General features: G+C 42.2%; 14 protein-coding genes. 4 read left to right on the forward strand and 10 right to left on the reverse strand.

All coding sequences use genetic code 11. The features are described 5' to 3' along the window. Window positions 1-27: 27 nt before the first annotated feature. The 7 genes from AABK40_RS02095 to AABK40_RS02125 form a co-directional block, all read right to left on the reverse strand. A complete protein-coding gene (locus AABK40_RS02095; protein ID WP_338397518.1) occupies window positions 28-573 on the reverse strand; it encodes a hypothetical protein in 546 nt (181 codons plus the stop codon). A gap of 124 nt (window positions 574-697) precedes the next feature. Next, window positions 698-1,063 (reverse strand): hypothetical protein, encoded by a 366-nt coding sequence (locus tag AABK40_RS02100; protein ID WP_332919655.1) that lies wholly within the window; start codon window positions 1,061-1,063, stop codon window positions 698-700. A gap of 116 nt (window positions 1,064-1,179) precedes the next feature. Next, window positions 1,180-2,010: a translation elongation factor Ts gene (gene tsf, locus AABK40_RS02105; protein WP_332919654.1), complete on the reverse strand. Its 831-nt coding sequence runs from the start codon at window positions 2,008-2,010 to the stop codon at window positions 1,180-1,182. A gap of 149 nt (window positions 2,011-2,159) precedes the next feature. Further along, the gene (gene rpsB / locus AABK40_RS02110; protein ID WP_332919653.1) at window positions 2,160-2,930 is read right to left on the reverse strand and encodes a 30S ribosomal protein S2; all 771 of its coding nucleotides are present in this window, start codon (window positions 2,928-2,930) and stop codon (window positions 2,160-2,162) included. Between the two features lie 63 nt (window positions 2,931-2,993). Next, complete coding sequence (gene rpsI / locus AABK40_RS02115) at window positions 2,994-3,380, reverse strand: 30S ribosomal protein S9 (protein WP_332919652.1); 387 nt, start codon at window positions 3,378-3,380, stop codon at window positions 2,994-2,996. A gap of 3 nt (window positions 3,381-3,383) precedes the next feature. After that, complete coding sequence (gene rplM / locus AABK40_RS02120) at window positions 3,384-3,830, reverse strand: 50S ribosomal protein L13 (RefSeq protein WP_332919885.1); 447 nt, start codon at window positions 3,828-3,830, stop codon at window positions 3,384-3,386. Between the two features lie 494 nt (window positions 3,831-4,324). Continuing rightward, a complete protein-coding gene (locus AABK40_RS02125; protein ID WP_332919651.1) occupies window positions 4,325-4,753 on the reverse strand; it encodes a hypothetical protein in 429 nt (142 codons plus the stop codon). A 319-nt stretch (window positions 4,754-5,072) separates the two neighbouring features. Here AABK40_RS02125 and AABK40_RS02130 point away from each other — a divergent pair, with 319 nt between their 5' ends. Continuing rightward, the gene (locus AABK40_RS02130) at window positions 5,073-8,039 is read left to right on the forward strand and encodes a glycosyltransferase family 117 protein (RefSeq protein WP_338397519.1); all 2,967 of its coding nucleotides are present in this window, start codon (window positions 5,073-5,075) and stop codon (window positions 8,037-8,039) included. Between the two features lie 220 nt (window positions 8,040-8,259). On the opposite strand, the gene AABK40_RS02135 is transcribed toward AABK40_RS02130, so the two are convergent. Further along, window positions 8,260-9,216: a sodium-dependent bicarbonate transport family permease gene (locus AABK40_RS02135; RefSeq protein WP_332919649.1), complete on the reverse strand. Its 957-nt coding sequence runs from the start codon at window positions 9,214-9,216 to the stop codon at window positions 8,260-8,262. A gap of 67 nt (window positions 9,217-9,283) precedes the next feature. Next, window positions 9,284-9,595, reverse strand: a complete 312-nt coding sequence (locus AABK40_RS02140; protein WP_338397520.1) for a hypothetical protein — start codon at window positions 9,593-9,595, stop codon at window positions 9,284-9,286. Window positions 9,596-9,686: 91 nt separating this feature from the next. On the opposite strand from AABK40_RS02140, the gene AABK40_RS02145 reads away from it, so the two are divergent. After that, a complete protein-coding gene (locus tag AABK40_RS02145) occupies window positions 9,687-10,580 on the forward strand; it encodes a LysR family transcriptional regulator (RefSeq protein ID WP_338397521.1) in 894 nt (297 codons plus the stop codon). Window positions 10,581-10,813: 233 nt separating this feature from the next. Here AABK40_RS02145 and hemE read toward each other — a convergent pair whose 3' ends face one another. Further along, window positions 10,814-11,851 (reverse strand): uroporphyrinogen decarboxylase, encoded by a 1,038-nt coding sequence (gene hemE / locus AABK40_RS02150; RefSeq protein WP_332919646.1) that lies wholly within the window; start codon window positions 11,849-11,851, stop codon window positions 10,814-10,816. Window positions 11,852-12,009: 158 nt separating this feature from the next. Between hemE and AABK40_RS02155 the strand changes: the two genes are divergently transcribed. Further along, complete coding sequence (locus tag AABK40_RS02155) at window positions 12,010-12,255, forward strand: hypothetical protein (protein ID WP_338397522.1); 246 nt, start codon at window positions 12,010-12,012, stop codon at window positions 12,253-12,255. Next, complete coding sequence (locus AABK40_RS02160; RefSeq protein WP_338397523.1) at window positions 12,252-12,476, forward strand: hypothetical protein; 225 nt, start codon at window positions 12,252-12,254, stop codon at window positions 12,474-12,476. Before AABK40_RS02155 ends, AABK40_RS02160 begins: the two co-directional genes overlap by 4 nt. Window positions 12,477-12,493 lie beyond the last annotated feature (17 nt).

Consider the following 12,493-nt stretch of genomic DNA (forward strand, 5'->3'; position numbering starts at 1 on the left):
AGCCCTGCTGTATGGTAATGTACGTTATTAGAATTTATAAGAAACTCCTACACGTCCACCTGAAATGCGGTTTCCACCGTTAAATTCTAAGTTAATTCCCCAGTTGTTATTGAAATAATAACGGCCACCTACCTGAAGGCCTAATCCCAATCCTGAGTTGTAGTCATCTCCATCCCATTCATTATGGTGACCATCGTGATCCCAGCTATGTGACCATGAAATGTATCCAATACTCAAACCAGCATAGAAATCCCAGTTGTTAGGAATATTGAGAATGCGGTTGAAGTGGTAATTTCCGATAGCTGCTGCAGAGAATGCTCTGTGCTTCCAATAGTGTTCAGTATGTTGTTGATATCCAAGCTCAAAGCCTATAGTGATATCACTTCCAACACCAAAATCCATTCCACCATAAATAGGCATTCCATAATTAGAAAATCCTAATCCAAGGTTGATCTGTTTTGATCCCTGTGGCATTGGTCCCGCACCTTGTGCAGTGTGATGTTTTTGATTTTGAGCGTTTGCTGTGAATGCAAAGATGCTCATGAATGTCAATAAGTAGAGTGCTTTTTTCATTATCTGTAATTAAGTTTCCTGAATAATGGCAAAACTGATGCCACCACCCTTATAAGTTGGATAATCTTAACTAATAGTGTGTTTTTCTAAACCTAAAGGGGTTTTAGGTATAAATATCTATTCCTTAGTTGCGGTAAACCAATAGCGAGGTGTCCAGGTCTGTGAAATAATCTCCCCAAAACAGGGTATTTCCTTCCACTTCATCACGGATAACCGAGATGGCCTTGTTGGCACTTTTCCGAATCTGATAACTCAGGGCATCGTGGTGCTGATAAATATCTCGGATCGTAATTTTTCCCGCCAGTAAATAATCGAGCGTAGCTTCTTTAACAGGGAAAAAAACCATTCCATACCCTTCTTTCATTCTTACCCCAAGGTAAAGTCCTGCATTTTCAGGACGCATAAATGCTGTGTGTGGGACATACACCCCCACTGCGGTACCGTCAGTCCTGATCAGGTCACGCTTTTTCACCAATAGTCTGCAATCCATAGTTAGTCTCTTTTTGCGGTGAATTTAGCAGTTTTCAATCAATCCCACACGGTATGAACAAAAAAAAGCAGTACCCTAAAAGAGTACTGCCTTCCTTATATTTTCTGAAAAGGAAATTATCCTACAGTGAAGCGTTTGAACGCTGCTACAGTCATTCCTTTGTTCAAGCTGTTCAAGTATTTGTCAACAGACATAGAGCTGTCTTTTACGAAATCCTGTGCCAACAAAGTGTTGTCTTTGAAGAACTTGTTCAATTTACCGTTAGCGATTTTGTCAACGATTGCTTCTGGCTTACCTTCTTTCAATGCGATCTCACGACCGATTTCCAATTCTTTAGCCTTCACTTCTTCGCTTACGTCATCAGCACTCAATGCGATTGGGTTCATTGCAGCTACTTGCATACCTACATCTTTACCAGCAGTTTCGTAATCAGCATCACCTACGTTAGCCAAAGATACTACTACGCCCAATTTCTTGTTTGAGTGGATATAAGCAACAACTTTCTCACCAGTGATCACTTCGTAGTTTTTGATTACGATCTTCTCACCGAATTTACCGATAGTCTCAGTAATTTTTTCAGCGACAGTCATCTCGCCCAAAGACAATTCCATGATTCCTTCAACAGATGCTGGTTTAGCTGCAGCAGCCGCATCCAAAATTGAAGCACCCAATGCTTGGAAACCTTCGTTGATTGCTACGAAGTCAGTTTCACAAACCAAGCTCAATGTAACGATCTCAGTGTTGTCAGCATTTGCTTTCGCGAATACAGAACCTTCAGAAGTTTCGTTGTCAGCACGTTTCGCAGAAACCTTCTGACCTTTTTTACGAAGTACTTCGATTGCTTTATCGAAATCGCCGTCAGTTTCAACCAATGCTTTTTTGCAATCCATCATGCCCGCACCAGTTGCTTTTCTCAGCTCATTAACTTGTTTTGCTGAAATAGCCATGTTAATATTTTTTAGTGATCAATAAGAAATTCAATACGAAAGTAGGTGAAAATCAATAGATCTTCAATTACTTTTCAAATAAAAAAAATGAACACCTCCACTCACTCGAAGGCAGGGGGGTGTTCATATATTTTTATAAAATCCTAAGATTATTTTTCCTCAGCATTCTCAGTGTCAGCGGCTTTTTTAGCCTCTTCCTCTTTCTTGCGATCGTTCTCTTCTTTGTCTTTACGACGCTCGTTCAAACCATCTTCGATAGCTGAACCGATTGCCTTAGCAATGATAGAGATAGATTTGAAAGCATCATCGTTACCAGGGATAGCGAAATCGATAGAAGAAGGATCGGAGTTAGTATCCACCAAACCGAATACAGGAATATTCAATTTGTGTGCTTCTTTAACTGCGATGTGCTCACGCTTGATATCAATGATGAACAAAGCTGCAGGTAAACGAGTAAGGTCAGCGATACCGCCCAATACACGTTGCAACTTGTCTTTCTCACGAGATACCATCAAACGCTCACGCTTCGCCAAGTTCATGTACTCTTCAGACTTCATCAACTTGTCGATCGAAGACATTTTTTTCAATGACTTACGGATAGTCGCGAAGTTTGTCAACATACCACCTAACCAACGCTCAGTTACGAAAGGCATTTTAAGGCGTGCTGCTTCTTCAGCGATGATGTCCTTAGCTTGCTTTTTAGTAGCAACAAACATCACTTTACGACCAGAGCGAACGATGCCTTGAAGTGCATTAGATGCTTCGTCGAGAGCAACCAAGGTTTTGTTCAAATCAATAATATGGATGCCATTACGCTCCATGAAGATATACGGAGCCATTTTAGGATCCCACTTTCTCGTTAAGTGTCCGAAGTGAACACCAGCATCAAGTAAGTCTTTATAAGTTAGTTGAATAGCCATTACTAAATCTTATATAGAAAATTAAATTTTTTAAAAAACGTATAATAAAGCCGAAGCCAAATATTAACGTTTTGAGAATTGGAAAGAACGACGAGCTTTACGCTTACCATATTTCTTACGCTCAACCATACGAGGGTCACGAGTAAGGAATCCTTCTTTTTTCAATGCAGGACGGTTTTCAGCGTCCATTTCGCAAAGTGCACGAGAGATAGCCAAACGAACTGCTTCCGCTTGTCCTTTGATACCACCACCGTAAACATTCACGTTGATGTCTAAAGTACCATCAGCTTCAGAGATTACCAATGGTTGTTTTACGATCAATTGCAAGATCTCAGTTGGGAAATAAGTTTCCAACGGACGCTTGTTAACTGTGATAGCACCGCTACCAGATTTCACGTAAATTCTTGCGACTGAAGTCTTTCTTCTTCCTAATGTGTTTACAACTTCCATTTCTTAGAATTTAATTACTTTAGGTTGTTGTGCTTCGTGGTTGTGCTCAGCACCTTCGAAGACAAATAAATTGTGAAAAAGCTGACGTCCAAGACGGTTCTTTGGCAACATACCGCGAACAGCACGCTCTACCAAAATCGTCGAAGACTTCTTGTTTTTAACCTCTAATGGAGTCTGAACGCGTTGGCCACCTGGGTATCCAGTATGACGAACGTATTGTTTGTCAGTCCATTTTTTACCTGTCATACGAACTTTGTCAGCATTGATAACAATTACGTTATCTCCGCAATCCACGTGAGGAGTGAAAGATGGTTTGTGTTTTCCACGAATCACTTTGGCAACGTCAGAAGCCAAACGACCCAATACCATATCGGTAGCGTCAACAACAACCCACTCTTTTTCAACAGTCGCCTTGTTCGCTGATAGTGTTTTGTAACTTAAAGTATCCACTTTAGCTGAATTTAAATAATTAATAAATAATCTTAGAACCCACTCATTCACCCAAGAATCGGACACCAGTTTGGAAGCTCCAGCATCGTCCTTCGGGACAAAATCACGGGGTGAAACCCTTTATAATCAGCTTGGAAAGCCAATTTGTACGTGCTAAGGTACGAGGTTTCGAAACCTTGAGTCTCAGAAGGGTCTAAGGCGGTTGTGACCCATTCCGATTCAAAAGGAGTGCAAATATAGAAGGAATATCTTAATAATCCTACAATTGCAACTGATGTAATTCAATAAATTTCAGGTGTTTGTCCTTGAGATTCAGATGAATCAGTTTAGGTACAGGGCAAAAGTGGTGCTAAAAATTATTTTGCTGGGAGCAGGTGGACATAAAAACAAAAAAAGCCCTCCAGAGAGGGCTTAATTTTGGGGGAATTAAAGATGTTTGATATTTGTGCTGCAATCATTTCTGTGCCGTTACTCGCACTAAAGTGATTGGGGCGTTATTTTCTGAAATAAACATCGCCAGTAAATTTGTTACCCTCAATATCCAGGTCGGTAACGAACAGTTTTAATTGGCTGGTATTGGCTTCGCCATTATATTCTTTGCTGGAGAGGGAGTCAATTTTAAAAGTGAAATTGGCGTTGTCCTGCGACCAGGAGCCAACGGCGATCTGAATATCTTTACGGTATATTTTCTGATCCTCGCGTAACTCTACAGTTCGTGCCATTTCATTTCCAATCAAAGCATTCAGGGTATCTTCATCAAGTTCCACAGGAATGGCGAGCGGAAAACCAGGTGCCATGCCTGTTCCTTTAATTTTATTCAATGTCCAGTCGCCTTGAATCGAAGGGATGGCATCATTGTCATCATTACAGGCGAAAGCGAGCAAGATTAAGGACAGCAGGAAGAGCGGTTTCAGTTGTTTCATAGGTCAATCATTGAATAGGTATAATGTCAAACGATTATGGGTACAGTTTCTTTAACCTGTTTTTTAGGGGGAGGGTTATTTATTCGCGGGAAATTATGGCTCGAAAATCATGAGATTTAGTCAATTGATTATTAGAAACAGATAATAGTAGCCTGCGTTATTTCAGCTTGAAGCCAATTTGAGGGCGATTTGAGATCTTTTGTTCTCCCTTTTGCAAAATTTAACATCAACAACCGCATTTTTTGATGTAGTCTTCCTATTTTCAAGGCTGAAAAATAGCATGCAAATAATTCTTGTTATCAAGATAACCTTACATTAAATGTTTAATTACAAAAAGATTAACAATTATACAGGGTGGATAATCTTTGCGATTGCCGTCGTAGTATATTGGATGACTGTCGAACCGACAGCCAGCTTCTGGGATTGTGGAGAGTTTATCGCCACATCTTATAAGCTTGAAGTATCGCACCCTCCAGGGGCACCATTTTTTATGCTGATCAACAGAATGTTCTCATTCTTGTCGATGGGCAACCCACTGAAAATTGCTTACTGGATCAATATATCCTCCGTACTGGCTTCTGGATTTACCATCTTGTTCCTGTATTGGACATTGACCATGCTCGGGCTGAAGATTATGCGAATCAAAAGAGAGCTCGCAACCAAACAGCAGACCATCATGATTATGGGTGCTGCGGCTGTAGGAGCCTTGATCTATGCTTTTTCTGATTCTTTCTGGTTCTCTGCTGTTGAGGCGGAGGTTTATGCCATGTCGTCGATGTTTACCGCTTTGGTGGTCTGGATGATGTTCAAATGGGAGTTTATTGAAGGTGAAAGTGATTCAATGCGTTGGCTGATTATGATTGCCTATGTGATGGGGCTTTCTATCGGTGTTCACCTTTTGAACCTGCTGACCATCCCTGGGCTGGGCTTGATTTACTATTACAAGCATTATAAGCAACCAACAGCCAAAGGTGTTATTGGTACCTTGGCGATAAGTTCTGTGATTTTGTTGGTCATCAATGGTATCGTTATTCCTGGTTTGCCGACTTGGGCAGGGGACTTTGAGCTCTTCTTTGTCAATTCTGTAGGCATGCCTTTTGGCTCAGGAATTCTGATTTTCTGTTTTGCCTTTATCGGTGCGCTGACTTATGGCATCTACCTGACCCAAAAACGTCAGATGGTGGCCTTCAGTACCATATTACTGAGTTTATCCTTTATTCTGATTGGTTATTCATCGTTCCTGATTGTACCGATTCGTTCAGGCTACAACCCTCCGATTGATGAGAACAACCCTGATAATATTGTCTCCTTTGTATCCTACCTGAAGCGTGAACAGTACGGTACGCGTCCATTATTTTATGGGCAGTATTACGATGCGCAAATCACAGGAACGGAAACAGGTGCGCCTATTTATACCAAAGGAAAAGATAAGTATGAAATTGTAGACCATAAAATGGAATACAAATTCGACGATAAGCGTCAGACGATTTTCCCACGTATCTGGAGTAATTCTCCACGACACGTACAGGCCTATCAGGAGCAGTTGGGCTTACGGCCAGGTGAAGAGCCGAAATTTGGCGATAACCTCAAATTCTTCTTTACCCACCAGGTCGGGACGATGTTCATGCGTTACTTCATGTGGAACTTCTCAGGAAGGGAAAGTGATGTTCAGGGAGCTAATTGGGTAGGCATTACCGATGCTTTCCAGAAATTACCGCCATCACTTGAAAATAACAAAGGGCATAATGTGTATTTCATGTTGCCACTTATTCTCGGTTTGTTGGGGGTATTCTTTAACTTTAACAAGGATAAAAAATCATTCCTGATCCTGAGTATCCTGTTTCTTGCACTGGGGGCTGCCCTGGTATTATTCCTGAACTCTCCACCGATCGAACCTCGTGAGCGTGACTATATCTATGTGGGATCGTTTTACATTTTTGCCATGTGGTGTGGGATCGGTGTATTGGGACTTACGGAATTGCTGAGCAGTAAAATTGATGCTACACAGGCTGCAATCGTTGCGATTTTGGTCAGTATGGCAGCACCTGTCATTATGCTTCAGCAAAACTGGGACGATCACGACCGTTCAGGCCGTTATTTTTCAGTAGATTCAGCGCGCAACTTCCTTGCAGGCTTAGCGCCAAATGCAATTCTGTTTACAGGAGGAGATAATGATACCTTTCCATTGTGGTATGTGCAGGAAGTGGAGAATTTCCGAACGGACGTCCGTGTAATTGTACTGAGCTATTTTAATACTGACTGGTATATCGATCAGATGACGCGTCAGGCATACGATTCCAAACCATTGCCTTTCACTTTTGAAGAGCAAGACTATAAACAAGGTGGGCCGAATGACTATGCCATGTATCAGGAGTTGCCAGGACTGAAAGGTGCGATCGATGCCAAGCAATATATCTCATTACTGAAAAGAGGATCGAGTCAGTTGCAACTGCCTACCCGTTCAGGTGGAAAGATGAGTATTGTGCCATCGAAGCAAATGTATTTTGATGTGGACACTGCCGCTGTACTGAACAGCAATTTGGTGCCTGACCAGCTGAAAAAGTATGTAACCAACCAGTTGGTGTGGAACATCAAGAACAATGGTTTGGAGAAAAACACATTGATGCTCATTGACCTGATCACGAACAACAACTGGAAACGTCCGATCTATTTCAATAACACCTCGCTTTCTTCAATCGGTATCGACCTTTCGCCTTATGTGGTGCAGGAAGGGAATGTTTACCGCCTGTTGCCTGTGCGCAACCCGAATGCAGGGAACCGCGGCGAGTATTTGGTAGATACAGAAAAGATGTATGACAATGTGATGAACAAGTTTGCGTACCGTGGGCTGAATGATCCAAATGTGTACTATGATGAGAACTATCGCAATTTTGTTATGAACACCCGTTCAAACATCAATAGCCTGGTTTATGCCTTGCTGAAAGAAGGTGATATTGACAAAGCTAAAAATGTGATCAATGCCACATTGGAGCGCATTCCTGATGCGGCTGTACCATATGACTACACCGTAATTCAGACGGTCAGATTCTTGTTTGCCACAGGCGAAACAGATAAAGGTCTGGAAGTGCTGAAGACCGTTGCAGATCGTGCTATTGCTACTTTGCAGTATAATGAAGATCATAATGAACGCCTGACAAGGGATGTTCAGATGTCGATGATGATGCTTGGGGAGTTTATCACTACCCTGAAACATGAAAACGACGATGAACTTGCACAGCAATATGATACTATTCTGAAGCACCATTACGCACGTTTTGGTGGCTGATCCATCCATTAAACATTAAAAAAGGGCTTGCTGATTTTCGGCAAGCCCTTTTTTTTAGATGAATTTTTGGTAGTTGAGGATCGGTGCCTGAAAGTTTAGTCCACCGTCATTTTATGTAGTGCCATTGGTGCATTTAAAAGGGGATGGTTCTGCTGCCGAATGTGTTTGGACACGCTTCTTTTACAGCCCACAGATGAATGCAGGTCAAGCTTTCGAAGGTTTAGAACCACTGCACAATCTGAATATAGATCGGCATGCCAATCGTAATATTTATGGGGAAGGTAACCGCAAGGGCCATCGGGATGTAAAGACCAGGATTGGCGCGTGGCACGGCGATTTTCATGGCCGCGGGCACCGCTATATAAGAGGCACTTGCCGCAAGAATCGACAGTAGCAGTCGGTCGCCTACGCTCTCGGAAAAGAATCCGCTGAGGATGGCCACCACCACGCCATTAAACAGCGGTAACAACAGGGCGAAAAGCATCGTGAAGGAGCCGTTTTTATAAAATGCGGAAAGCTTACGGCCACTGACGATCCCCATATCCAGCAGGAAGATGGCCAGAAAGCCCTTAAAGAGATCAGTGGTGAAGGGAGCAATGCCTGCTGCCTGTTCTGCAGAGGCGAAATAGCCGATCACCAGACTTCCCAAAATCATGACTACCGACCCGTTGGTTAGTGCATGCTTGAACACAGAGCGGTAGTCGACTTTTTTGTTTTTCTGAAACAGATTGATCAGAAATACACCTACAATAATGGCTGGTGCTTCCATCAGGGCCATAGTGGCGATCATATACCCACCAAACTGAATGGATTGCAACTCAAGGAAAGCGATACAGGTGATGAAGGTTACCGCACTTATGGAGCCATAGGCCGCTGCAATGGCACCCGCATTTTCCACCCCAAGCTTCCGTTTGAGAATAAAGAAGGAGTAGATCGGGACCAAAATTGCGGTACTGACCCCGAATAAGATCATGAAAAACATTTCAGAGGTAAAAGCGGCATGGGAGAGCTCTTGCCCACCTTTAAAGCCGATGGAAAACAACAGGTAAAGCGATATGAACTTGGAGCTACTTTCGGGGATTTGCAGGTCGCTTTTTAATTGAACGGATAATATTCCCAGGGCAAAGAACAGCAATGCTGGATTGGTCAGGTTTTCAATAATTAGTTGAAGATCCATTATTCGAAAGATTGAAGGTGTTTTGCAGAAGAAAGGAGGAGGGGAATTCCCCTCCAATGTGATTTGATTAAGGGAATTTGATTTGTACTTCGCAGTTTAAGCTCAGTACCTGATCTTTGTTTTTGACGGACCGCAGCAAGGCGTGAAGCCTTTCGAGCTCATGCTCAAGGGCGGTGATACGTTGATTGGTGTGCTCGGAATGAATACCAAATCGTTCATAGGAAGAGAAGCGCTGGTGTTTCAAAAATTTGATCTTTGACCGAAGCAGATGAGTAAGTAACTCATTGGCCTCCTCGGTGGTAAAGTCATTGTCAATCAGTTCGATGGTGTGTGTTTTTTCGAAGCTGACTTTGCTTTGGTTTGATGTTTCAGAATTCATTTTCGGTTTTAGTTTAATTACTATGCAAAGGAAAGAAAATCATTGCATATATTTTTATATATTGATTTTATCATAATCATAAGATAATTTTATGAACTACACACTGCATCAATTACAGGTGTTTTTAGAGGTGGTAAAGCAACAAAGTATAACCAAGGCTGCTGAGCAAATGTTCATGACTCAGCCCGCGCTTTCTATTCAGCTAAAAAACTTTCAGCAACAGTTTGATCAGCCCCTGACCGAAGTGGTAGGCAGGAAGCTCTACATTACCGACTTTGGACGGGAAATTGCCGAACTGGCAGAAGGTATTCAGCAACAGTCAGAAATGCTGAAGTACAAAACAAAAGCATATGCTGGCGGACTTTCTGGACGTCTGAAAATTTCAGTGGTTTCTACAGGAAAGTATGTATTACCTTATTATCTGACGGATTTTTTGAAAGAACATACAGGTATTGACCTTTCGCTGGATGTTACCAATAAAATGATGGACGTGGATGCGCTGAAAAAAAATGAGGTAGATTTTGCGTTGGTTTCTGTGTTGCCAGAAAAAATGGACCTCGAACATATCGACCTGCTCGAGAATAAGCTGTACATGATGAGTAATGTGAAGGACGTTCAGGAGGATTATCCCCTGATCTATCGGGAAAAAGGTTCAGCAACAAGGCAGGGGATGGACGATTTTGTGGGGAGGCAAAAGGATCGTAAGCCTTTGGAGCTGACGAGTAATGAGGCCGTGAAACAGGCTGTGATCGCTGGTTTGGGGCGGTCAATTATTCCACTGATCGGGACGAAGCATGAATTGGAAAGTGGGGAACTGCATATTCTACCGATGCCAGGCCTGCCCATCACCACGACCTGGCAGTTGGTTTGGCTCAAAGGGAAGCGGTTTGCTCCTGCGGCACAGGCTTATTTGAATTTTATTGAATGCAATAAGGAGGAGATCAGTAGAAAATATTTCGGCTGGTACTTGAAATTTGAGGGGTAAGCTATTGAACGGAATAAGGCTAAAATTGCCTTTAAGCTGACTTAAAGCTGAGGTAAGTAAGGGAGCCGAAAAACAGAAAACCCCTAAAAAAGATAAATGGGCCTTAACGTGGTGTTAAGGCCCAATCAAAAACAGGTGTATAAATTTTGTGCTACTTAAATTGCTTATGCATTAGTATATGCAGATACTCAATGCAAGGTAACCCGCCAAATCGTAAAAAAAATTATTTTTTTTTACCGTAGCGAAGGGCTGTAGCTTTTCACCGTTTCAATAAAGCATTTTACCTTGTCAGGCTTAATATCTGGATAAACACCATGGCCCAGGTTAGCGATATGTTTTTCGCCACCAAAGGTATCGAGCATGGCTTTGGTTTTTTCTTCAATGGTTTTAAAATCGGCATACAAGACCGCTGGGTCAAGATTTCCCTGCAAAGTTTTTTCTGCACCAATAATGGAACGGGCATTTTTGATATCCATGTTCCAGTCCAGTCCAATGGTGCGGCAAGGTAAATTCCCCATCGATTCAAGGCTGCCATAAGCACCTTTGGCAAATACCGTTACGGGTACATCTTCAATAGCCTCACAGATTTGTCTGATGTAAGAGAGTGCAAAGATTTCATAATGATCGTCAGGTAAGATTCCTGCCCAAGAGTCAAAAACCTGTACCATATCCGCACCTGCCTCAATCTGAGCTTTCAGGTAGGTGATCGTCGTGTCGGTAATCATCTGTAATAATTGATGCGCCAAAGCAGGTTCCGTATAAAGGAATCGGCGGGCTTTAGAGAAGGTTTTTGATCCTTGCCCTTCAATCATATAACAGAAGATTGTCCATGGTGCACCCGCAAAGCCAATCAATGGCACGCGGCCATTAAGTTCTTTTTTGGTGATCTTGATGGCCTCAAGCACATAGCCCAAATCGGAAGCCACATCCGCAGGTCTGATTTTCTTTAAATCAGCGGCTGAATCAATCGTATTTGGGAACCATGGGCCCTTTTTTTCCACCATTTCATAGGGTAAACCCATTGCTTCAGGAACGACCAGGATGTCCGAAAAAATAATGGCAGCATCCACTCCCAACAGGTCAACAGGCTGAATAGTGACTTCAGCAGCCAATTCAGGGGTTTGCGCCAACTCAATAAATCCACTCACACTGCTGCGTACTGCGCGGTACTCAGGAAGAATTCGCCCAGCCTGACGCATAAGCCATACGGGTGTTCTTTCTGTCTGCTCTCCTCTTGCAGCGCGAAGGATAAGGTCGTTTTTTAATTCCATAATGGTAATATGATATTGTATGAGCGCAAATTTACGGTTTATCGGTGTTTTTTAAGCGAAATGTAAATTTATTTTTATTGCTTCAATTCCAACTTTTGTTTTGGACTCATATTTGAATGTAACCCACCGAAGATGGTTTCTGTAATAAAAATGAGGTTATGAGTAATTGGGTAGAAGTGATGGGATATTTCGCAATGGGGCTGGCGGCCTTTTCTTTTACATTCCGAAATTTGGTAAGCCTGCGGAAAGTCAATATTTTTGCAGCAGTGATATTTATTATTTATGGTATTTTAATCCATGCTTGGCCTATCGTTGGACTGAATATGTTTATCTTGTGTCTTAATGCCTATGAGTTGTATAGGTATTTTCATAAGGAAAAGATCAGTTCAATAGCTACCTCATGAGTTTAAACTACACAGAAATAATAGGTTACCTGGCTATGGCTTTTGTTGCCATTTCATTTACTTTCAAAAATGTGCGCTCTTTAAGGTTCTTCAACTTTATCGGTGCCTCCTTTTTTGTGATCTATGGAATACTGATTTCTGCCTGGCCAGTAGCGATTGTGAATGGCTTTATCGCCATAATTAATGTTTATCACCTGTTTATTGGGTCGTCGCGTTCCTAAAAAGAATGCAAAACCCC

The organism is Persicobacter psychrovividus (assembly GCF_036492425.1).
GTDB lineage: Bacteria > Bacteroidota > Bacteroidia > Cytophagales > Cyclobacteriaceae > Persicobacter > Persicobacter psychrovividus.

What these genes read in the sequence shown, in the direction of transcription:
- AABK40_RS02095 (WP_338397518.1), bottom strand. Translation starts at nt 573, where the DNA reads ATGAAAAAAGCACTCTACTTATTGACATTCATGAGCATCTTTGCATTC.
- AABK40_RS02100 (WP_332919655.1), bottom strand. Translation starts at nt 1,063, where the DNA reads ATGGATTGCAGACTATTGGTGAAAAAGCGTGACCTGATCAGGACTGAC.
- tsf (WP_332919654.1), bottom strand. Translation starts at nt 2,010, where the DNA reads ATGGCTATTTCAGCAAAACAAGTTAATGAGCTGAGAAAAGCAACTGGT.
- rpsB (WP_332919653.1), bottom strand. Translation starts at nt 2,930, where the DNA reads ATGGCTATTCAACTAACTTATAAAGACTTACTTGATGCTGGTGTTCAC.
- rpsI (WP_332919652.1), bottom strand. Translation starts at nt 3,380, where the DNA reads ATGGAAGTTGTAAACACATTAGGAAGAAGAAAGACTTCAGTCGCAAGA.
- AABK40_RS02125 (WP_332919651.1), bottom strand. Translation starts at nt 4,753, where the DNA reads ATGAAACAACTGAAACCGCTCTTCCTGCTGTCCTTAATCTTGCTCGCT.
- AABK40_RS02130 (WP_338397519.1), top strand. Translation starts at nt 5,073, where the DNA reads ATGTTTAATTACAAAAAGATTAACAATTATACAGGGTGGATAATCTTT.
- AABK40_RS02135 (WP_332919649.1), bottom strand. Translation starts at nt 9,216, where the DNA reads ATGGATCTTCAACTAATTATTGAAAACCTGACCAATCCAGCATTGCTG.
- AABK40_RS02140 (WP_338397520.1), bottom strand. Translation starts at nt 9,595, where the DNA reads ATGAATTCTGAAACATCAAACCAAAGCAAAGTCAGCTTCGAAAAAACA.
- AABK40_RS02145 (WP_338397521.1), top strand. Translation starts at nt 9,687, where the DNA reads ATGAACTACACACTGCATCAATTACAGGTGTTTTTAGAGGTGGTAAAG.
- hemE (WP_332919646.1), bottom strand. Translation starts at nt 11,851, where the DNA reads ATGGAATTAAAAAACGACCTTATCCTTCGCGCTGCAAGAGGAGAGCAG.
- AABK40_RS02155 (WP_338397522.1), top strand. Translation starts at nt 12,010, where the DNA reads ATGAGTAATTGGGTAGAAGTGATGGGATATTTCGCAATGGGGCTGGCG.
- AABK40_RS02160 (WP_338397523.1), top strand. Translation starts at nt 12,252, where the DNA reads ATGAGTTTAAACTACACAGAAATAATAGGTTACCTGGCTATGGCTTTT.